Source organism: Herbiconiux aconitum (genome assembly GCF_024979235.1).
Taxonomy (GTDB): Bacteria; Actinomycetota; Actinomycetes; order Actinomycetales; family Microbacteriaceae; genus Herbiconiux; species Herbiconiux aconitum.
In genome coordinates, this window is record NZ_JANLCM010000002.1 from 50,982 (window position 1) to 70,376 (window position 19,395).

Below are 19,395 nucleotides of genomic sequence, written 5' to 3' on the forward strand. Positions count from 1 at the left end.
TCGTCGGGGTGCTGGCACGTTGGGGCGGTGCAAGTAGCGCCCGCGTCAGCGAGATCGGGCCGATGACGTTGGTCTCGGGGTTTTGTGCACGGTATTCCTTCAGCGGGCCGGCAACTCCGAACCGTAGAAACAGCCTGCCGCCCCCGAGCCGTATGTGGAATCACGTTCAGTCCGTTTTTCATGCTCTATAGTCCCGATATGGCAGCTGATCGACTCTCCGAGGTTCTCGATTTCATCGAAGTGCGCAGTGTTGTGTCGGGCGGTTCCGCGGTTCGCGGTCGGTGGCACACTCACAGCGTCATCGACGATGACCTCAAATTCATTGCCGTCGTCCAGGGCAGCGTCACCCTCGCCACGGATGGAATCGACGCACCTCTCGTTCTCGCCCCCGGCGACGTCGCGGTATTGAACGGGCGATCCTGGCTGACATTGGACGGCGGCGAGGGGCCCGAAGAACCTCAGGTCGTCGAGCCGCCGTCTGCGGGCTCGATGATCGACGAAGCTGATGCTGACGCAGCTGACGTCGACATCCTGATCGGGGGTCGAGTCGATCTGAATCCCACCGGTAAAGAACTCCTTCTCCGCACCTTGCCGGCCGTCGCGCACGTCGGAGCGTCCAGCGCTGTCGGCCCGCAATTGCGCGGGCACGTGCAGCGGCTATTTTCCGAGATCGTCGCGCGCCAGGTCGGAGCGGATTTCGCGATCCGTCAGTACGGGCAGCTACTTGTTCTCGACATCATCCGCGGCTTCATCCAAGACACCGACATGCCCGCCGGATGGATGAAAGCTCTCACCGACGAACGGCTACGCCCCGCACTGGCGCTTATCCATGAACAACCCGCGAAGAGCTGGAGCTTAGAAGACCTCGCCCGCGCGGCATCCATGTCGCGCACCACATTCGCACAACGCTTCCGCGACATAGCCGGCACCCCGCCGTTGACCTACCTGATCAACTGGCGCATGTTGCTCGCACAACGCGAACTTCGCGGGAGCGACACCCGGGTCGGCGCACTAGCCTTCACCCTCGGGTACTCCTCAGAAAGCGCATTCAGCTCTGCCTTCAAGCGACACCTCGGCGAGTCGCCACTGGCCTATCGAACCCGAGCTCGCCAGGAAGCGTCGCTGACTTCAGGCCAGCGAGGTTTGACTTAGGCGGGCGACGATGCGGATGCGCTCGAACTGATCGGGGAGATGCGCAAGACATCCCCGGGAACTCATCGGCGTCGTCACCGCACCGTGTCGCGCCTCAGGCCTCGACGTCGGAAACTGCGGAAACGACACCACCCTCGTGGCCGCACCCGACACGCGGGGCCTAGAGTTCGACACCGTCATCATCGTCGGCCCGGGACGAGATCCAGCACGCGAGCAAGGCAGGCCTCATGACATCAGCTACGACACTTCCGCTGCCAGCCGGGCGGGAAGGTCACGGCCAATGGGTTCGCCGTCCCGGTCGTGGAGACGCTTGACGCCATCGATGAATCGCACGGCAACCTGTTGAAGCCCGGGATAGTGCACAAAACTCACGACGTTCTCGCCGTACTTTTCTCGCAGCAGTGCTTCGAGCCGCTCTTGCTCTGATAAGTCCATTCCGCCCCTACCCTGTGCGCTGCGGCTCTGGTCAACCCGAATGAGCAGCGCCGCAGCACACTGGATGTCTGACGCTAACGAAAAAGCAATGAGACTCCCACTCCCATACCGTGGAGGGTTATGGTCTGGATCGCATATGTGCTCCTCACCGCTCCGGTTCCGGCCGACCTTCGCGCGGCTCTCTATAAGGCGGCTGCCGAAATCCCGGGCGTCGCCGACGGCGGCGAGGAACCGAAGATCTAACCCCGCGAAGTTCAATCGTGCCCGGCGCCCTCTGACCACGACGGGCTTAATCCTGCCGCAGTGGGTGCCAGGTGGTCAGGGCGTGGCGGTGGCGGTGTTTGCCACGGTGTATTCGGATGCCGCGAGCGTCGCATCCAGCGTCGCCGCGATGGTGACGGTGGCCAGCTGTTCGTCGGCCGCGCGCTCTGCTTCGCGGTAGACCTCGCCGAGAGTGGGCCGGATGCTGCGGCCGATCGGGCAGTTATCCGACGGCGGCGAGGTGTGCAGGCCGAACAAGGGCCCATCATCGAGGGCGCGCCGCACGTCGGCCAGGTTGATCTCGTCGGCGGGCCGGGCGAGTGTCCAGCCCGCGTTCGCGCCGCGTTGCGAGACGACGAGGCCGGCCCCTCTGAGGCGGCCCAGCAGCCGGCGGATGACGACCGGGTTCGTCTTCACACTGCCGGCGATGCCGTCTGAAGTCGCTGGGCCGGTGCCCATCCTCGCCTGGAGTTCGACCCATTCCAGCGAGTGGATGGCGAGCGTCAATCGGGAGTTCGCGCTCATGCGCTCTGCCCGGCGACCGGCGCCCCTTTGATGAGTTTCGCCCCAGCCCAGGCGGAGCCGACGTTCGTTCGCCCCGGCTGCTTGACGAGCAGCTGCCGATAGAAGTCGAGGGCGTCTGCCGATGTTCCTGCTATCTCGTCCACGTCGCGAAGATACTGGATGGTCGCGTCGATGTCGGCGGGGGAGTCGCCGTTCTGCGGCTGCTTGTGTCCGCTGACCACGAAGCGCGGGTGAAGCTCCTTCAGTCGCGTCAACGCGGTGATCCAGTTCTGTCGAGTCTCCGGGGTCGTCTCGGCGAGGTACGCGTACGTGGCGTTGTAGACCACGTCACCGCCGACGATCAAGCCGAGGTCGGGCACCCACAGGGAGGTGCTTCCTTCCGCGTCGGTGTGGCCCGTCTCGATCACGCGCAGCTCGTGGCCTTCGACGTCGAAGCGATCGCTGTCGAGGGCATCCGGGAACTCGACCGGAGGGATCTGGCCCGGGAACAGCTTTTCCCAGAAGCCGGTGAGGTACGCCGGCTCGGTCTGGATGCGCAACGCGGCGATCGTTCCCTCCGTCGCGAGGATACGGGCATCCGGGAACGCTGCGCGCAGCATTCCGATGCCGAACGCATGGTCGCCGTGACCGTGCGTGAGGTACACCGCCGTGAGCTTTCGGTCGTGTGCGCGGATCCACTCGATCAGGCGTTCGTTCTGCTCAATGGTGGTGAACGTATCGACCAGGACGGCGTCGCGCTCGCCCCAGATCAGCGTGGAGGAGTTCGCCACCCAGCGCAGGTCGTCGTGGCCTTCCGGCAGATCTCGGGTGACGCCTTCACGGCGCTCAGTCGTGACTTCGTAGTGCAGTTCGCTCGACATCAGATCGACCCCTTTCGTAGGCGAAACCCAATGTAACCAAAATGATTACATTAGACAAAACTGGCGTGGGTGGCGGCGGAGCCGACCCGCTACAGCAGGTCCTCGACCGCGGCGAAGGTGCGGTCGAAGTCTCCGAGCTGCATGTCGAGGTGCAGGCCCCTCAGGGCCGCGCGAACCTGTGGAGGAGGCTCGGACTGAGTGGCAAGGCCACGCATGCGGTCAGCTGAAGTCGCCCACCTGCTGGTCGATGGGCACCGACCGGGCAACCGTGACGTCGCCGGTGTGCGCAGTGGTGACCGTTTCGATCAGCACGATGTGCACTTCGTTCTCGGCGACGGGGTTGTGGCGCACGCCGCGCGGCACCACGGAGAACTGGCCCGGTTCGAGGTGGATGTCGTCGGCGCCCTCGATCTGGATGCGGAGGTGCCCTGCCACGACCAGAAACATCTCGTCGTCGTTGTCATGCGCGTGCCACACGAATTCGCCGAGCAGTTTCGCGACTTTGATGTACTGATCGTTCACGCGCCCCACCACCCGAGGCGTCCAGTGCGCCGTCACCTTCTCGAGCTCCGCGGCAATGTCGGTTCCGAACATGTGCGTCATACGCCTAGTCTTCACGACTCGCACCGGAGTGCGTGGCCTTCGCGCGCATCCCACGACTGATTCGACCAGAAGGCCTCTTCTACACCTGTCATGATTGGGTCGGGTTCGCACTTGATTGTCTGCGGCAAAGGGAATGCGTGAATCGGGGAATTCAGCGCACGAGCGATTGGCGGTATGAAGTGAAGTGCGTTCGAGTAGGAATTGTTCTCGGACTGGCCGCGGTGGCGCTTACCGGTTGCTCGCTTTTTCCTACTGCCGAGGAGCTCCCAAGCAGTCCGACTCCGTCAGTGATGCGCACATCCACACCGTCGGCAACACAATCGCCGATTCCTACCCCGTCGGCGTCTCCCGCGGAAATCCCGACACCGGCCCCGCCGCTTCCGCCCACCCCTGCGAATGAGGCAGGTGGACAGACAGACGGCGGAAACACCCCGAATACGCCCTGGGTAGAAGACACCGGACCGGCACCCTACGCCGATGGCCCGGCCGAGCAGCTGAACGACTACGAGTTTCTCTATACCGTCACGGAGAACGACACGGTGCTCGCGGTAGCATCCCGATTCCGAGTTCAGACGATTGACGTCATCCGCGTCAACTTCCCCTGCAGAGACCCGTTGAATGTGCAGCCGGGCGATGTTCTTCACGTTCGATGGCCGCAGCCCTACGAGATCGTCGGCACCGGCGAAGGCTGTTGACAGACGAACCGGCTGTGAACACGCCTTCACTGGCTACCTACGCTTCTTCGGCCGCCCACCGCCCGAGTGCGTCGATACTCGCGCGCAAGGCGAGCCCGCGCTCGGTCAGCGCGTAGGCCCGGGTGTTGTGCCGGAGGGGCAGGCGGTGCAGCACGCCAGCCACTTCGAGCTCGCGCAAGCGGGTAGCGAGCATGTTCGTGCCCATTCCGAGCTCACGTTGCAGATCGCCGTAACGCTGCGGCCCGTCGAGCAGCTGCTCCACGATGAGGAGTGCCCATCGTGCTCCGACGATCTCGAGAGCCGCGGCCAGATCACTCACGCGGTCGGGTCGGCGTCCGCCTTCATCCAGAAGGGGGAGTAGTGGTAGCCGTCGGGGTCGTCGAACTGGCGCTGGTACATGAAGGGGTAGTCGTCAATGTCACCGATCCGCCCGCCGGCGGCACCAGCGCGCTCGACGAGCTCGTCGACCGCCTCGCGGCTGCCGAGGTCGAACGAGACCGTGACTTTCGAGGGGGTGTCCGGCCCGCCGACCATCTCCTCGGTGGCGCCGACGCTCGCGTACATCTCGCGGCTGCCGAGCATGACGTACTGCTCGGGCGCGATCGCGAAGCACGACACGTTGTGATCGGACATCCCGGCGTTGAGGGTCCAGCCGAGGGCCGTGTAGAAGGTGGTCGCGCGTTCGACGCTCTCGACCGGGCAGGTGATGAAGAGGCTCATGCAGGTAACACTTCCAAAATGAAAGTGCCGTGTCAAGGCCTGGTTGCGAGAGGGTCGGAGGAGCTCCTTGAGCCACAGCGACGCGACCGTTTCAATCGGATGCGGCTCGCGAGTAGAGAGGTTCGTCTTGACGCGAGTTAAGGAACCACCGAATTCCAAAGCCGCCGGTGCGCGACCGTTTGTCACGGCCTCGTTCCAAGAAGTCGGGCTACACGAGACCGGGCGTCGATCCACGCCGAGAGATCGGTGTCGAGGTAGGCGGCGATGGTGAGAATGTCGGCGTAGCGGCCGGCGATGTCGAACGAACAGATGCGGTGATGATGACCGATGCGATTGCGGAAGGTCCGCAGTCGCACCACGGGGTCGTGTATGGCCGCCTGGCTTCGGTTGGGGCTGTTCGGAAACGCGGCAACTAGATCGGGCCAAAGGAACGACTGTCTTTTCGAGACCATCTGATGCCAAAAGCCAAAAGGCAGCTCGGAGATCACCTGGTCTGGGCTGACCGGCATTCCGTTCCGGCGCACCCGACCGATCGCTGTCGACACGTCGAGGTAGGGCTGCTTGAGGCGAGGTGGCCAATTCGCGTCGCGCCCGAGCTCGAAGGCGTCGTCGAAGATCCAATGTCCAGATCGTCCCTTTCGGGCGTGGATGGCGGTCGATCGCATTGCGGAGAGCGACCTCGAGAAAGCTCAATGATTCCCAGAGCGCTGCCGACACCGCGGCGTTCCAGTCGTAGAGGCGCATTGCGGCAGCCTTATCGTCTCCACATTCGGCTAGGTAGTGCTGGAGACGCGCGGCGGCGAAGTGTCGCTCGTAAAATGACCAAGACGTTGAGTTGACCATCATCTCCTCGATTGTCTAGTCTGATCACGAACACCCCGGATCCGTCCCTGTAGTCCTCTTCGGAGGGCCGATCACACGGCCGGGGTTTTGCTTTTGCATCCCGGTCGGCACTGCCCTCAGAATCACGGGCCCGACGGAGGGCCACGGCTCCCGAGATTCAGGTGTCGATTCCGTAGCTCCGACGCTCTGTCCGGAGCAGGACGGCTCCGGCCCCGATGAGAGCCGCACCGAGCGGTGGCAGCACCTGGCCGAGGAATCGCATCAGCAGCTGGATGACCCCGAGGGCGCTCTCGTTGGCGGGTGCACCCGTGCCCAACATGGCGTACCCGATGGTCGGAATCGCAAAGTAGAGAGCAGCCGAGACGACGATCATGGCCACCCCGACGATGAGTACGCGCTTTCCGTGATTCATGGAGCCTCCAGGGTCCCTCCGCGAGTCGATGCGCCTTGCCGAGGATGCTTCATTACTCTGAGTGATCCTCAGTAATATCACATCCGTCTTGAAGGAGAAACATAATGAAGCGGACCAGATGTGATGCGGCTCGCGAGGATTCTTTTCCACGCGAGATGATTGAGGGAACGCTGGATTTTGCAGCCTGAGGAGGTCTTGATGGCACCCAAGACGTTCGTCAGCATCGACCGGCTCAAGGAGACGGTCGTGCGATCGACGATGATGACCATGAAGATCGAGGGTCGAGTCCCGTCACGTGAACCCGTCGTGCACTACGGCGGCAACACTGATGTTGTCGCTCGCCTCGAGTCGCATTCGTTACCGCGCCAGCTTGGTTGACGTAGATCGGACTCCCCACAGACCGTCGTCTGCGAAGAGCCGTGGCCCAGTCCCTAACTGGCGGGCGGTCAGCCCTCTCAGGAGCGTTCGTGGCTTTTGGCTCGTCCGCACAGTCTTCGGAGCATGCTCCGTGTAAATAGACCTGTCCCTGCGGCCATCGCTCATCGTGAACGCCACGGGCCTATGCCTGGGGTCGGGAGCCTGGCTACGATGCGAAGATGACACGGACGAAGTCGATCCGGCAGGGGAACCAGGCCTCCGACGAGCTCGGTCCGGTCATGCTCGTCTTCCTCTGGGTGTTCATCGCCGCTCTACTCGTCGTGCCGGCGATCTGCCTGTTCCACCTTCTGACCGGCAATGCGGAGGCTGCGGGCGACTGGGCGGCCGGTTCGATCGTCTGCGTTCTGGTCGCCCTTCTCCTGCTCGCGGGGCTGCGCTCATCGGCCCGCGACACGCGACAGCTCCGCGCCAGAGGCGTCCCCGGAACCGCCGCAGTGATCTCCGTGCGGCCGGAGGAGGACGGATACTCCGCAGTTCTGCGGATCCGCGTCGACGGCCTCGAGCCTTTCGAGTCACGCGCGCGTTCCCCATGGGGTCAGATGAGCGTCGGTGACACCGTCGAGGTGCTCGTCGACCCTTCGGACCGGCTGTTCACCATCGTCCGCTGAGCCGCGTCAGTGCGGAAACCTGCACAATGCCGCGCGCTCACAGTGGTCCCAGCACGTCGCGGACTGCGTCGTGCAGCTCGAGGCCTTCCAGGACGGTGAGCAGTTGCCGCTCCTCGTACCGGAAGTGGTTCTCCATGATCGCGGCCACGCCCTCCAGGTGACGTTCGAGTTCCGCCGTGGATGCGCCACGGTCGACCGCGTCTCTGAGGCCGCCGAGCAGGTGGCCGATCATCGAGTGGTCCCGCTCGAGGGCGCGCAGCACAGGTGCCAGGTGCGGATGCGCCTTCTCGATCGCGGGAAACAGGGCGCGGTCTTCGCCCCGATGATGACCGTCGAGCGCGGCGCAGAACCCGTGGCAGTAGATCAGCAGGTCACGCCCTGCCTGCTCCGCAGACCCAGGCTCGCGCACGGCCTCGAGGGTGACGCGCAGGGCGTCGCGGATGCGCTGGTGCACGGCGCGAAGTTCGGTGCTCCAGGCGATGAGCCTGGTCGTGTCGCGCTCAGTCACGCGACGACGAAGGGGAGGATGCGAGCATCAACGTTCCTTCGGTTCGGCGCCTCCATGCCTGACACGGACTGCCACCAGCACGCGACGCTCCCACGATCCTACCCAGCCGCGCCGACGTTCACGCGCACACACTACCGCCGGCGATACGGGCCAATCCCTCAGCCGGCGGCGTGAACCTGCAGAGCGAACTTTCGTGACCGTTACGAGCGGTGAGCTCTAGTCAACGGTCGTCCTTGGTCGCCATGGACGGAGGAAGAACGTTTAACAGCTCGCCGTCCTCGATCTGGATGTCCAGCTTTGTTTCAGAAGGCGTGTACCCGGCGAACTCGACGCTATCCAAAGCGGTTGCGGACACCGCGACGAGGTCTTGCGGGGACGAGGAACTAGATACTCCCACGACCACCTCGATGACGCATTGACCCGCCGTCCCTTTACCGGCAGGGCGCACGGAGGCGGTATCAATGCCTTCTTTGTCGCCGAGGTACGTTTCGAACGAGACTGCTCGTTCGGCGCAACGCAGATCGCTCTCTCCTACATAGTCCCCGAACTGGACACAACCGCTGAGTGATCCGATCGCAAGCAAGGAGACGACAGCCGCGGTCAAGACCTGCACTCTGCGCAACTCGTCCGAACCCTTCTGCGGATCGCTGTTAGTACCCACAATCTAGCGCGGTCGGGGACGACTTCTCGTGCACGTCCACGGTGGCAGTACCCAACGTTCGCGCGCAGCAAACCGCCGAAGTGTTGCTCTCGCCTCATGCCGTCTCGTCGCTGGCGCGTAGCTCGAGATAGTTCACTGTGATTCCGGCAGCCATCAGTGCTGCTCCGAAGGCGGGCAACACCGACGCGAGGAATCGGACGATGACTTCGATTGTCACCAGCGCGCCCTGGCCCGACTGAGTGCTGGCATCCAACACGGAGTATCCGACGGTCGGAATCCCGACCACCAGTGCCGCCGACAGGATGATCATTGCCGCTCCGACGATGAGCAAACGTCTGCCGACTTTCATCAGACCTTCCAATCACTTCTTGCAACTTGATTCGGGACTTGCGCTATGCCGCATCCACGAGGATGCTTCACAGAGACTGAGTGATCCTCAGTAATAGCACATCAATCTGGAGGCTACACACAAATGAAGCGGACTAGAAAGAACTACAGCCGGCTGGCATTCACGACGGCCGTGATCGGCGCGACGATGATCGCGTTGATGGCGGCCCCTGCGGCCTACGCAAGTCAGGATGCCCCTCCGACCGTCAGAGGTGGTGAACCGTCGCCGTCACCAAGCGGCACACTCGACCCTTTGACCTACGAAGGCAGCGTGATCGTCGCCACCACCAAAGGCGACGTCTTGACAACGGTGAACGCCGGCGAGCTTCCTGAGGTCGCCGCCAGCATCCGCGCCCGGGTCGCCGACGGAACTCTGGATCCTGAAACTGCCGGCGAGGCGGAAGGGGTCGAGCAGCTCAAGTCCGGCGGATGCCACGACTGGGCGAATGCTGTTGCCGGGGCATGGTCGTATGCAGAATCAACGACGGGTTGCGCCGTCATCGGCTATCCGGGATACGACCGCGTTTATAACTGGTCGAACAAGTCGGGGGTGCAGCTCTGCGTCCAGGCGAAAGGTTTCAAAAGCCCTGGAGGCAGCTATTGGGCGGGGATCGGTTGTCAGGGCGGCAAGGACTTTTACGTTCCGTGGGGCAACACGTTCGCCTATACGCAGGTGCGGGGCCAGGCGCTCTCGTGGGTGACGGGGGCTGCGTATACCTGGTGGGACTGATCGCCACCCTCTTCGATCTGACGTCTCATGGAAGTTCGTCGACCCGTCGTGCAAGCGTGGCAACGCCGACATCGTCATTCGCATGAGTCCGACCGGCGAGGGCTGGGTATGAGGGGCGATCGGATGGTCTTTGGTGGGCCTGTCGAGTCGGTGATTCGACGGTTCGGGTATCCGATCGCCCTGTCGACCAGCGAGGATGTCGAGCTGCGGGCGTTCTCGACGCAGGACTTTGCCGGCGTGCTCGACGTCGTCGAGGCCGCCGATGTGGTGCGCGGCGACGAAGATGCACGCGGCCGTCGGTGTGAACTTGGCTCGCGAATGGCACACACAAGAGGAAGCTGGCGTCATCCACGCCGTGACGCACCTCATTAGTCACCGCGGCGAATTTCGTGCCGGCACCGCGTGCCGGATTCGGAAGAGAGGGATCGGCCCCACCAAACGCTGATCGAGTCGCCCCGGACAAGCTCGTCGCTCGAAACTGGAGGCGATCCACCACTGCGACCTGGTTCACACTCGACACCTGGACGTACGGCTCCTTTGCAGCTGAAGCGACTCTCGTTACTGTCGCCGGACCCGCGTGGTTCGCAGAGTGCCCAATTCGATTGCGAGTTGAATGAGGATCTCGACCCAGTTGCTCGTCACGCCCTCGCCGACTTCACCACCCGACGCAGCCAGCTCACTTTCGGGGGCTGGACCTCGCCGATGCCCGCGAGTCGCTGCATTTCCCGAAGCAGATCCGGCGACACTACGGGACGGCCAAGATCCGGATGCCGTGGGATGGAAGGTTCGGTCTCTGCCGCGACCGCCAGCGCCTCAGACGCATAGACGGCGGCCCTCACGTCGTCGAGTTGATGAGCGACCCGAGCCCGCGCAACCAGGTACCGGAGGGCAACGTTTCGGAACATGCCCATGCTGGCTATCTCGGGCTCGACCGCGTCCAAGAGCACCTGGGCCCCCTGCGCATCGGCGGCAGTGTCTTTGACGACAAGAATCTCCGCCAACAGCACCTCGGTCATCCCTGTGGTCCCCGACCGCCCCGTAGGACTTTCCGCGATCAGATGCAGGGTCTGCCTCAGGTACGCCTCCGCAGCATGCAGGTCGCCAGCATCCGAGAACGCCATGCCGAGTTGCTCTGTAGCCGAGAGTGCCTGCATCCGCTCGTCGCCGTAATCGGAAATGACTCGCTGGAAGAGCGCCCGCCCTGCGGCACGACTGGGTTCATCTGCCTGACCGACGAGATGCACTGCCTGGATGCGCACATACTGCGCCCGGTTCCATGCTCGCGCCCTCGCCAGCTTTGCCTCGAACGCTTCAGCGATCTCCGGAGTCCATCGAGACGAGCGGAACCAGTCCTTGTCGTCGTACTTGTCCACGTGCACATTCTGTCTGAATCATCGGGTGCCACGGACGGTGGCTTCGGGACTGACGGTGGCGTGCGGGCCGTCTATCCGAGCGAAACGTAGTCCTTTCACCCAGGAATTGCGCGAACTAGGCCGTAAATCAAGAAGCCCACACCGACAGTCATAACTCCGAATCCGGTCACTGCCGTCATGGTCGGCGTCATGTTGCGATTCAGTGCGCTGACTTCCCGCTGCCAGCGGGAGAACGCACGCCGGAAGATGAGGATTACGAAACCGAGGGCCACGAGGCTCGCGCCGGCGAGAGCCATTAGCACCCATCCCAGCATGGGGAGAGTCTATAGACCGCCAATCAGCCGACTGCCACCAACCTCATGGCCTGGCACACCTACGGCGTGACGCCGAGTCGGATGGGATCATCTGGACACTGAAAACACATGAATGGCGCACTCGGCGGAGGACGCCGGATGAATCCCTCACCAGCCCATTCCGATTCGACTGGGAACGACCTACGACCGAGCGTCTCGACGCGATCCTCGAATCGCCGTCTGAGTCTTGCCGGGCGCGATGCGTTCGATCTCGTCAAGCACTTCAGTGATATGCCGAGCCCTCGCGATCAAGTACCCAGCGCGTTCGACGGGCAGAGCAAGTTCGAGCGAGCCAGACATCTCGAGAACCAGAGCGAACCGGTTGCTCGAGCCCGATCCTGCCGCACCGAGGCTGCCCACGATCGGGTCGATGCTGTACCAAGGAATCGAGCCGCGCTTGCACACGTTAACGACGCTCCACGGCACGGATGCGACTGCCGCGCTTCCCGATCCGGCGTAGAAGTGCGCGCCGGCAGAGGTGAACGCAACAGCCATCGGCTTTGCTCTGGTTCCGGTTCGTCCATCGCTCACTTCACCGAGGACACGGGTGGCCGTTCGGTCGCGAAAGACGTCAATGACCAGCGCTCCCGGATGCAGCGCGGCCGCTCGATCGTGGCGCGAACGGACACGCCACGTGTGACTCAGGATGAGGGCGGCCGCGCACACTCCGAGTGCTCCGCTAACCGCGACCGACAACACGATCGCGTTTGCGCTCCGGAAGGCGACTGCACTGAAGAGAACGCCGAGTGCGGCGCATGCAGGGATCAGCAACAGCCAGATCCATGATCGGAGCCATTCGGTGGGAATTCTCATACCGGTCGTGGGGCCACTACGCGCATGTTCATTCCGGTCCGGTGAGGATGACGTCCAACGCGTTCGCTTCGATTTCGATGGCGCCGAAGTCTCCCTCCAGCTCGAACGTCGTGCCGATCCAGTCGAACGTGTCGATGTGTCCCCAATCCTTCACGCCCGCGGCATCCGTCGCTGGTCCCTCCATGTCCTTCCAAGCCACGGATGAGACGCCTGTGAATCGAATCGCCCCGCGCCGGAAATACGCATACTCACCTTCGCGGGGTGGGCGCAGTTCGGGGTGGTCTGCGGCGTACGCGAGGTCGACATCAAGCTCGACAATGCCGGAGCGCACCTCGATGCTGGCAACCCAGCTCTCCTCCAGAACGAAGTGCTGAAGGGCTGGCAGGGTCACGTAATTCGGCACACCGTGAGCGTACCGGTCACCGACGTGACGTCCGCTTTCTACTGGCATTTGACCTGGTGCGGTCCTGGGGTCCTCCCGATTGCGCGCGACCTCATCGCTACACTCGCAGCATGGCGACCGGTCAGACCCCCGAGCCCTACGCGCGGTTCATCTGGCGATACGCCATGGCGTCGGGATTCGCTGGTTTCGCGCTCTTCCTGGCAACGATGAGCAGCGACGACTGGCATTGGATGGGCTTTGTGCTTCCAATTGCAATGTTCGTCGGGCTCTTGGGCTGGCTCGTCGGTTTCGCGGCGGGCGTCGTCGTCAACTCGGCCGCGCTCTTCTTCGCGCGTGCTTCGAAGGTCGAACCACGTCGGAGCATTTGGGCCACGGTCGTCGTGGGAGCAAGTTCTGGCCTTTCGGGGCTGCTACTCGCCGTTGGCTTCTCTGGATTTCAGCACGTCAGCTTGGGCTGGCCGGCGGTCATCATCGCTGCCATGTTCGCGGTGCTTTCGGTGCTTCTCTGGCGCATCGGTGAGCCGGCGGGATCTCCCTCAGTCCCCGCTGAAGCCAGGGACTAGAGGAGGAAGCCTCCGCTCGAATCACGTGACCGATCTGACTCGCAAACTTCGAGCAGATCGAGTCAGCGACCCGAGGGGAAGACCCACCCCGCGCGCACGCGGACGCGGATGCGCCCTAGTAGAAGTCCGGCCCGTAGGTGTCCTTGACCCACAGTTCGTCGGCGCAGTCTTCGGAGCAGGCCCGGTGGTTGTAGATCATCTCCCCGCGGGGTACCCGGATGCCGCAGTGCCGGCAGCGTCGGAGCCGGTTGCTGAACCGCTCGTGCACGTTCATCGTGGCACCGCCCCGACGTATTCGCGCAGGGCCGCGCAGACCACTGCATTGATGTCCTCGCCTCGTGCCGCGGCAATAAGACGAGCCGTCCGTTCGAGCTGGTCGGGAACTCCGACGATCAGCTCCATTTTGTTGGCTGTCATGGGTCAATTCTAGTCGGTGTGGCCACACCTTTCAATGCTTATATGAAAGTTCCTCGCGTAATATCTGTCAGACTGATTGGGTGCCGAATCAGCCCAAGACGCCCAAGCGGGGCTTCCGCATTCCTACTGACTTGTACCTGGCCGCGCAGGTCAAGGCAGCCGGCGAAGGGCGAACCGTCACCGACGTCGTGCGCGAAGCTTTGATGTCATATGTGACGACGACCGGAACGGAAGGTCATCGTCCCGCGGATTGACATCAGGCAATCATTTTGTACTGGTCCCTCACGGAACTCTTGCGGGCTGGCTCACGGGTCGCGTCAAGCGTCAGCTGTCACTCGTTTCATGGCGGATTCCGTGAGAAATTCACGAGATCATGCATATACTGGTCGTCATGTCTACCTCTGAGCTAGCATGCTGATTCGATTCGCAGTAGAAAATTTTCGATCAATCAATGAAGCGGTCGAAGTGTCAATGGTTGCTATGGATCGCGAATTCGAAGCGGCAAGACCAGCAGGCTCTATAGACCAAAGTCTGCTAACCGTCGTGGGCATCTTTGGGCCCAACGCATCCGGGAAGTCGAACATTCTCGCAGCGATCGATTGGTTGAGGCGGGCGGTAACACTTTCTCTTCGCAGCTGGGATGAGGGGATTCCTGTCGAACCTTTTGCGTTCGGCGGCAAAGGAAAACGTCCGACTACATTTTGGGCAGAGTATTTGGTCGACGGAGTTCGATTCGAGTATCAGCTGGAAGTGGACGAGGCGAGGGTCATTTATGAAGGCCTATTCCATTTCCCGACTGGACGTCGACGCCGCATATTCGAACGGGAAGGATTGGAGCTAAAGCTCCAGGACGGCTTGGGTGAGTTGTCCGGAATTCGAAAGGTGTTGACCGAGCGCTCTTTGGTGCTCTCGATTGCTCGGAGATTCGCCGAGCCTCTCACCCTAAAGTTTGCTCAACAGGTGCGAAACACCAACTCCAGGGGACTTGACCACCATCCGTCTCAACGATGGAGGAGGGATTTCGGGGCTGGAATGGGGATTTACAACTCTACGAGGTGGTTCGAGATCCCCGAATTGGATAGTGAGGACATCTCGCAAGACGAGCGAGATGACATGGAGCGCTCCGCTCGAAACGATCGCGAGCAAGGACTTGCACTGCTTCAAATGGCAGATCTCGGAATTGTCGATGTTGTACGCACAGAGGACGAGGACGTACTAGAGCGATCTCCACGACGACGCACACTGTTAGTCCATGAGGCCGATGGAGAGCGCTACCCGCTCGAGATGCACCTCGAATCGGCCGGCACCCAGACTTGGTTCAGACTGGTTGGACCGCTGTTGGACACGCTCAGAAGAGGGGGCGTGCTTGTTTTTGATGAAATTGATGCAAGTCTGCATCCCAAGCTTTCCGCGGAAGTCTTGGGGCTTTTCGCGAACCCACAAACGAATCCGCATAATGCCCAACTGATATTTACGTCGCATGACGCTAGCCTTTTGGCTCGCCTTAATCGCGATCAGATCTGGTTGACCGAGAAGGATGACAAGGGTTCAACGTCCATAACCCCGCTGACAGACTTTGGCGGCGACAGGGTGCGAAAATCTCAGAATCTTGAGAAGGCCTATCTGGAGGGTCGCTTCGGGGGCATTCCCGACGTCGACATGGTCGGCGTATTCCGAGCGCTCGGGCTCATTGGCTGATGGGTAGAAGAGCGCCAGCGAACCTAAAGCGACGCGGTCCGTCGCGCCGGGAGCGCTATGTAATCGCAGTCTTTAGCGAGGGTGAAGCCACGGAACCCGAATATTTCAGGGCTCTGGTCAACCTTCCCGAGATTAGGCAACGTGCAAAGCTTGAACTGCGAATCAGCTTAACGGGCGCGGTGCCTTTGACCTTGGTCCAAGACGCAGTTGCGTCTAAGAAGTCTCAGGAGGCAGATGAATATTGGTGCGTCTTTGATGTTGAGTGGCCCAGGCAGCATCCAAATCTTCGCGAGGCGTCAGATCTTGCGACGAGGAGTGGGGTACACCTGGCAATCTCAAATCCCTGCTTCGAAGCCTGGCTGATCCTTCACTTTGTTGATCACAACGCGCATCTCGACAATGATGGAGCACGTAGACGTCGTCGCGATCTCGACTATCAAGGTGATAAACACCTAGATCCTGATCTCTACTTGCCTCATAGAGCAACGGCGGCAGCTCGAGCTAAGAGGCTTGAAGAAAGGCATGCAAGCGACGGAAATCAGGTGCCGCACAATAATCCCTCATCTTCTGCCTATCTACTTGTCGCTGCGATCGAACGTGCAGGTAGCCGGTAGGCGTCTGAATGACGGCCAGGGCTAACGACCCTCAAGGTGAAGTAACGATACGACGACTAGCAAATGGATGCGGTCGTGGGCAGGGAGTGTTCTGCCTGGATGGCAGCGAGGAGTACCGGCTCGGAGCCTGGCATACTTAGGTAATGCTTACCTATCCTGCGAGCTCCGAGACCGTGCGCGACGAGCGACCCTCGTACCGGCCTTACCGCGCCACAGTGGCGCGGATCGTGCAGGTGAGCCCTAGCTTCAAACGGGTCACGTTCACGGGCGAGGAGTTCGAGACGTTCGGCACCGCCGGACTCGACCAGCGCATCAAGGTCGTGCTCCCACACGCCGACGGCGGGTACGGGGAGTGCGGATGGTTCGACCCCGAGGTGCTCGCCGCCGGCACCTGGTATCAGCGGTGGCGCGAGCTCGACGAGAGCGAGCGCAACCCGTTCCGCACCTACACCGTGCGCGCCATCCGGCAGGCCGAACGGGAACTCGACGTTGACTTCGTCGTGCACGATGAGGGGCACGACGCGCCAGCAGGGCCGGCCGCCGCGTGGCTTGCCGGGGCCGAAGAAGGCGACGAGATCGTCATCGTCGGCCCCGACGACCTCAGCGTCGACTACCGGCTCGGCCTCGACTGGCGACCCGGCGACGCCATCGACTACCTGCTCGCCGGCGACGAGACCGCCGCGCCCGCCATCTGCAGCATCCTCGAATCGCTGCCCGCCGGCACCCGGGCGCACGCGTTCATCGAAGTGCCGCATCCGGATGATGCGATCGACATCAGCACGGATGCCGACGTGTCCGTCACGTGGCTGGGGCGCGCATCCGGGGGCCTGGGCCTGCAAGATGCCGTGCGCGCGTGGGTCGGGGAACACCGCGACCGGATCGCCCCGGCGCTCGCCGAGACCGAGCAAGAGCTCGCCGACATCGACGTCGACGTGGAGATGCTGTGGGATTCACCGGAGCCCGACTCCGAGCATCCGTCGGCCAACTTCTACGCGTGGCTCGCGGGGGAGTCCGCGTGCATCAAGGCGCTGCGACGCCTGCTCGTCACCGAGGTGGGCGTCGACCGGCACCGCGTGGCCTTCATGGGCTACTGGCGACTCGGCAAGGCCGAAGCGCAGTGAGCCGCGCCGCTCCGGCAGCGGCTTCCGCGGCACAAGCACCCGCGCCGGCACCAGCGCCGGCCCGTGCGCTCGCGCGCCGCCGCGTTGCCCGCGTGCTCGGCCTCATCGGCCTGCTCGTGCTGGTGCTCGTCGCCGTGGGCGCCAGCCTGTTTCTCGGATCTCGCTCGATCGACCTCGGCGCCGTCGTCGACGCGCTGACCGGCCAGAACGGCAACGCCACCGAACAAATGGTCGTTCTCGACCTCCGGGTTCCCCGCACCGTCATCGGCCTCGTCGCCGGCGCCGCCCTCGGACTCGCAGGCGCACTGATGCAAGGACTCACCCGCAACCCGCTCGCCGACCCCGGACTCCTCGGCGTCAACGCCGGCGCCTCGCTCGCCGTTGTCGTGGCTATCGCCGTCTTCGGCATCGGCGCACCGAGCGGATACGTCTGGTTCGCCTTCCTCGGCGCTGCCCTCGCCGCCGTGCTCGTCTACGCCGTCGCATCCGGCCGCAACGGGCCCACACCGCTCAGCCTCACCCTCGCAGGCGCCGCCGTCACCGCCGTGCTCACCTCCGTCATCACCCTCGTGCTGCTGCGCGACCTCGACACGCTCGGGCAGTACCGGTTCTGGTCGGTGGGGTCGCTCGTGGCGCGCGACGTCTCGACGGTGGTTCCCCTGCTGCCGTTCCTTGTCGCGGGAGCCGTGCTCGCCCTGCTACTCGGACGCAGCCTCAACGGACTCGCCCTCGGCGACGACGTCGCCCGCGGCCTCGGCCAACGCGTCGGCATCACACGACTGGCCGCCGGCGTCGCCATCATCCTGCTCTGCGGCTCGGCCACCGCCCTCGCCGGACCACTCGTCTTCGTCGGGCTCGTCGTCGCCCACGTCGCCCGGCGCATCGTGGGCGCCGACTACCGCTGGATTCTGGCCTACTCCATCCCCCTCGGCGCCATCCTGCTCGTGCTCGCCGACACCGTGGGTCGGCTCATCGCGCAGCCGTCGGAGCTCGAGGCCGGGATCGTCGTGGCCATCATCGGGGCGCCCGTGCTGATCGTGCTGGTGCGGCGGGATCGGGCGGTGCTGCGGTGAGCGCCGACACCGTGACCCACGACATCCGGATGCTCGCCGCCGTTCGCCACGCATTCCGCCGACGCCTTCTCGTGGTGACCGCCGCGCTCGCCGCCATCCTCGTCGTGCTCGCCGTTCTGGCGCTCATGCTCGGCGACCGGATCGTGGCGCCCGCCGACGTCGTGGCCGCCCTCTTCGGCCAGGGATCGGGCGGCGACCGCTTCGTCGTGCTCGGCCTCCGCCTCCCGCGCCTCACCCTCGGCCTCCTCGTGGGCGCCTGCTTCGGACTCGCCGGCGCCGTCTTTCAGAGCCTCCTCCGCAATCCACTCGCGAGCCCCGACATCATCGGCATCTCGCAAGGAGCCAGCGCCGCCGCCGTCGGCGCCATCCTGCTGCTCGGACTCAGCGGCATCGCCGTCTCATTCGCCGCCTTCGGCGGAGCGGTTCTCGTCGCCGCCGTCATCACCCTGCTCGCCGGCGGCTTCGGCCGGGTGGGCAGCGGCCGCGGCGGGGGAGCGGGCGGCAGCGGCGGCGCGGCCGGCTCGCGCTTCGTGCTCATCGGCATTGCCCTCGCCTTCCTCGCCCAAGCGCTCATCGGCTACCTCCTCACCCGCTCCGACGTGCGCGACGCCCAGTCGGCCCTGGTCTGGCTCATCGGCAGCATCGGAACCGTGCAACCCGCCGAACTCATCGTCACCGCCGTTGGCGCGCTCGTGTTGACCGTCGCATTGGCCGTGCTCGCTCCACGACTCCGGATGCTCCAACTCGGCGACGAGGCGGCCGTCGGACTCGGCGTGCGCGTCACCTCCACCCGGCTCCTCCTCACCCTCGTGGGCGTCGGGTTCGCGGCGGTCGCGACCGCGGCGGCCGGACCCGTCGCGTTCGTCGCCTTCGTCTCCGCACCCATCGCGCGGCGACTGCTCGGCGGGCTGGGTCCGGCGCTCGTCACCAGCGCCCTCGTCGGCGCGGTCGTCGTGACGGGCGCCGACATCGTGGCCCAGCACGCCTTCGCCGGACTGCAAGCCCCCGTGGGCATCGTGACCGGCATCATCGGCGCCCCCGTGCTGCTCCTCCTGCTCGCCCGCGGCAACCGGACGGGGGCATCCGCATGACTCTCACGCCCGGTCGGGAGCGCGTTGCTCGGTGGGCA

The 19,395-nt window shown here is 63.7% G+C and carries 30 protein-coding genes; 13 read left to right on the forward strand and 17 right to left on the reverse strand.

Annotation, left to right across the window (positions count from 1 at the left end; all coding sequences use genetic code 11):
• Window positions 1-198 precede the first annotated feature (198 nt).
• Complete coding sequence (locus N1027_RS11750; RefSeq protein ID WP_259508098.1) at window positions 199-1,152, forward strand: AraC family transcriptional regulator; 954 nt, start codon at window positions 199-201, stop codon at window positions 1,150-1,152.
• 237 nt (window positions 1,153-1,389) lie between these two features.
• On the opposite strand, the gene N1027_RS11755 is transcribed toward N1027_RS11750, so the two are convergent.
• A complete protein-coding gene (locus tag N1027_RS11755) occupies window positions 1,390-1,587 on the reverse strand; it encodes a hypothetical protein (protein WP_259508100.1) in 198 nt (65 codons plus the stop codon).
• Between the two features lie 120 nt (window positions 1,588-1,707).
• On the opposite strand from N1027_RS11755, the gene N1027_RS11760 reads away from it, so the two are divergent.
• Window positions 1,708-1,830 (forward strand): hypothetical protein, encoded by a 123-nt coding sequence (locus tag N1027_RS11760; protein ID WP_259508102.1) that lies wholly within the window; start codon window positions 1,708-1,710, stop codon window positions 1,828-1,830.
• Window positions 1,831-1,905: 75 nt separating this feature from the next.
• Here N1027_RS11760 and N1027_RS11765 read toward each other — a convergent pair whose 3' ends face one another.
• The 7 genes from N1027_RS11765 to N1027_RS11795 all read right to left on the reverse strand — a co-directional run bounded on the left by N1027_RS11765 (window position 1,906) and on the right by N1027_RS11795 (window position 6,506).
• Complete coding sequence (locus N1027_RS11765) at window positions 1,906-2,373, reverse strand: Rrf2 family transcriptional regulator (protein WP_259508104.1); 468 nt, start codon at window positions 2,371-2,373, stop codon at window positions 1,906-1,908.
• Window positions 2,370-3,233 carry an MBL fold metallo-hydrolase gene (locus N1027_RS11770; protein WP_259508105.1) on the reverse strand — a complete coding sequence of 288 codons (864 nt, stop codon included), beginning with the start codon at window positions 3,231-3,233 and terminating at the stop codon, window positions 2,370-2,372. Before N1027_RS11770 ends, N1027_RS11765 begins: the two co-directional genes overlap by 4 nt.
• A gap of 219 nt (window positions 3,234-3,452) precedes the next feature.
• The gene (locus N1027_RS11775; RefSeq protein ID WP_259508107.1) at window positions 3,453-3,836 is read right to left on the reverse strand and encodes a cupin domain-containing protein; all 384 of its coding nucleotides are present in this window, start codon (window positions 3,834-3,836) and stop codon (window positions 3,453-3,455) included.
• 732 nt (window positions 3,837-4,568) lie between these two features.
• A complete protein-coding gene (locus N1027_RS11780; protein WP_259508109.1) occupies window positions 4,569-4,850 on the reverse strand; it encodes a winged helix-turn-helix transcriptional regulator in 282 nt (93 codons plus the stop codon).
• The gene (locus tag N1027_RS11785) at window positions 4,847-5,251 is read right to left on the reverse strand and encodes a VOC family protein (RefSeq protein ID WP_259508111.1); all 405 of its coding nucleotides are present in this window, start codon (window positions 5,249-5,251) and stop codon (window positions 4,847-4,849) included. Before N1027_RS11785 ends, N1027_RS11780 begins: the two co-directional genes overlap by 4 nt.
• Before the next feature lie 182 nt (window positions 5,252-5,433).
• Window positions 5,434-5,916, reverse strand: a complete 483-nt coding sequence (locus tag N1027_RS11790) for a hypothetical protein (protein WP_259508113.1) — start codon at window positions 5,914-5,916, stop codon at window positions 5,434-5,436.
• Between the two features lie 335 nt (window positions 5,917-6,251).
• On the reverse strand, window positions 6,252-6,506 hold the full coding sequence (locus N1027_RS11795; RefSeq protein WP_259508114.1) for a hypothetical protein: 255 nt from the start codon (window positions 6,504-6,506) through the stop codon (window positions 6,252-6,254).
• A gap of 198 nt (window positions 6,507-6,704) precedes the next feature.
• Between N1027_RS11795 and N1027_RS11800 the strand changes: the two genes are divergently transcribed.
• Together N1027_RS11800 and N1027_RS11805 are read left to right on the forward strand one after the other, a co-directional pair.
• Window positions 6,705-6,884, forward strand: coding sequence for a hypothetical protein (locus N1027_RS11800; RefSeq protein WP_259508115.1), 180 nt, complete (start codon window positions 6,705-6,707; stop codon window positions 6,882-6,884).
• 218 nt (window positions 6,885-7,102) lie between these two features.
• Entirely contained in the window at window positions 7,103-7,552 is a 450-nt protein-coding gene (locus N1027_RS11805) for a hypothetical protein (RefSeq protein WP_259508117.1), read from the forward strand.
• Window positions 7,553-7,589: 37 nt separating this feature from the next.
• Here the strand turns inward: N1027_RS11805 and N1027_RS11810 are convergent, their stop codons facing one another.
• The 3 genes from N1027_RS11810 to N1027_RS11820 form a co-directional block, all read right to left on the reverse strand.
• Window positions 7,590-8,060 (reverse strand): hemerythrin domain-containing protein, encoded by a 471-nt coding sequence (locus N1027_RS11810; protein WP_259508119.1) that lies wholly within the window; start codon window positions 8,058-8,060, stop codon window positions 7,590-7,592.
• A 220-nt stretch (window positions 8,061-8,280) separates the two neighbouring features.
• Window positions 8,281-8,664 (reverse strand): hypothetical protein, encoded by a 384-nt coding sequence (locus tag N1027_RS11815; protein ID WP_259508121.1) that lies wholly within the window; start codon window positions 8,662-8,664, stop codon window positions 8,281-8,283.
• A gap of 151 nt (window positions 8,665-8,815) precedes the next feature.
• Window positions 8,816-9,070 (reverse strand): hypothetical protein, encoded by a 255-nt coding sequence (locus N1027_RS11820; protein ID WP_259508123.1) that lies wholly within the window; start codon window positions 9,068-9,070, stop codon window positions 8,816-8,818.
• 123 nt (window positions 9,071-9,193) lie between these two features.
• On the opposite strand from N1027_RS11820, the gene N1027_RS11825 reads away from it, so the two are divergent.
• Together N1027_RS11825 and N1027_RS11830 are read left to right on the forward strand one after the other, a co-directional pair.
• Window positions 9,194-9,838 carry a hypothetical protein gene (locus N1027_RS11825; protein ID WP_259508124.1) on the forward strand — a complete coding sequence of 215 codons (645 nt, stop codon included), beginning with the start codon at window positions 9,194-9,196 and terminating at the stop codon, window positions 9,836-9,838.
• Between the two features lie 123 nt (window positions 9,839-9,961).
• The gene (locus tag N1027_RS11830) at window positions 9,962-10,210 is read left to right on the forward strand and encodes a hypothetical protein (RefSeq protein WP_259508126.1); all 249 of its coding nucleotides are present in this window, start codon (window positions 9,962-9,964) and stop codon (window positions 10,208-10,210) included.
• 266 nt (window positions 10,211-10,476) lie between these two features.
• Here N1027_RS11830 and N1027_RS11835 read toward each other — a convergent pair whose 3' ends face one another.
• From N1027_RS11835 to N1027_RS11850, 4 genes are all read right to left on the reverse strand, one after another.
• Window positions 10,477-11,211, reverse strand: a complete 735-nt coding sequence (locus N1027_RS11835; RefSeq protein WP_259508128.1) for a hypothetical protein — start codon at window positions 11,209-11,211, stop codon at window positions 10,477-10,479.
• 95 nt (window positions 11,212-11,306) lie between these two features.
• The gene (locus tag N1027_RS11840) at window positions 11,307-11,525 is read right to left on the reverse strand and encodes a hypothetical protein (RefSeq protein WP_259508130.1); all 219 of its coding nucleotides are present in this window, start codon (window positions 11,523-11,525) and stop codon (window positions 11,307-11,309) included.
• A 180-nt stretch (window positions 11,526-11,705) separates the two neighbouring features.
• Window positions 11,706-12,377 (reverse strand): hypothetical protein, encoded by a 672-nt coding sequence (locus N1027_RS11845; protein WP_259508132.1) that lies wholly within the window; start codon window positions 12,375-12,377, stop codon window positions 11,706-11,708.
• Window positions 12,378-12,405: 28 nt separating this feature from the next.
• Window positions 12,406-12,780 carry a hypothetical protein gene (locus N1027_RS11850; protein WP_259508133.1) on the reverse strand — a complete coding sequence of 125 codons (375 nt, stop codon included), beginning with the start codon at window positions 12,778-12,780 and terminating at the stop codon, window positions 12,406-12,408.
• A gap of 110 nt (window positions 12,781-12,890) precedes the next feature.
• Between N1027_RS11850 and N1027_RS11855 the strand changes: the two genes are divergently transcribed.
• Window positions 12,891-13,343 carry a hypothetical protein gene (locus N1027_RS11855; RefSeq protein ID WP_259508135.1) on the forward strand — a complete coding sequence of 151 codons (453 nt, stop codon included), beginning with the start codon at window positions 12,891-12,893 and terminating at the stop codon, window positions 13,341-13,343.
• Window positions 13,344-13,458: 115 nt separating this feature from the next.
• Here N1027_RS11855 and N1027_RS11860 read toward each other — a convergent pair whose 3' ends face one another.
• Together N1027_RS11860 and N1027_RS11865 are read right to left on the reverse strand one after the other, a co-directional pair.
• The gene (locus N1027_RS11860) at window positions 13,459-13,617 is read right to left on the reverse strand and encodes a hypothetical protein (protein WP_259508137.1); all 159 of its coding nucleotides are present in this window, start codon (window positions 13,615-13,617) and stop codon (window positions 13,459-13,461) included.
• Window positions 13,614-13,760: a hypothetical protein gene (locus N1027_RS11865; protein ID WP_259508139.1), complete on the reverse strand. Its 147-nt coding sequence runs from the start codon at window positions 13,758-13,760 to the stop codon at window positions 13,614-13,616. The genes N1027_RS11860 and N1027_RS11865 overlap by 4 nt, the downstream gene beginning before the upstream one ends.
• Window positions 13,761-13,840: 80 nt before the next feature.
• On the opposite strand from N1027_RS11865, the gene N1027_RS11870 reads away from it, so the two are divergent.
• The 6 genes from N1027_RS11870 to N1027_RS11895 all read left to right on the forward strand — a co-directional run bounded on the left by N1027_RS11870 (window position 13,841) and on the right by N1027_RS11895 (window position 19,357).
• Window positions 13,841-14,014, forward strand: a complete 174-nt coding sequence (locus N1027_RS11870; protein ID WP_259508141.1) for a hypothetical protein — start codon at window positions 13,841-13,843, stop codon at window positions 14,012-14,014.
• A 157-nt stretch (window positions 14,015-14,171) separates the two neighbouring features.
• On the forward strand, window positions 14,172-15,458 hold the full coding sequence (locus tag N1027_RS11875; protein ID WP_259508142.1) for an AAA family ATPase: 1,287 nt from the start codon (window positions 14,172-14,174) through the stop codon (window positions 15,456-15,458).
• Complete coding sequence (locus N1027_RS11880; protein ID WP_259508144.1) at window positions 15,458-16,072, forward strand: RloB family protein; 615 nt, start codon at window positions 15,458-15,460, stop codon at window positions 16,070-16,072. The genes N1027_RS11875 and N1027_RS11880 overlap by 1 nt, the downstream gene beginning before the upstream one ends.
• 143 nt (window positions 16,073-16,215) lie before the next feature.
• A complete protein-coding gene (locus tag N1027_RS11885) occupies window positions 16,216-17,193 on the forward strand; it encodes a siderophore-interacting protein (RefSeq protein ID WP_259508146.1) in 978 nt (325 codons plus the stop codon).
• Window positions 17,190-18,266, forward strand: coding sequence for a FecCD family ABC transporter permease (locus tag N1027_RS11890; protein WP_259508148.1), 1,077 nt, complete (start codon window positions 17,190-17,192; stop codon window positions 18,264-18,266). Before N1027_RS11885 ends, N1027_RS11890 begins: the two co-directional genes overlap by 4 nt.
• Complete coding sequence (locus N1027_RS11895; RefSeq protein ID WP_259508149.1) at window positions 18,263-19,357, forward strand: FecCD family ABC transporter permease; 1,095 nt, start codon at window positions 18,263-18,265, stop codon at window positions 19,355-19,357. Before N1027_RS11890 ends, N1027_RS11895 begins: the two co-directional genes overlap by 4 nt.
• The last annotated feature ends 38 nt before the right edge of the window (window positions 19,358-19,395 follow it).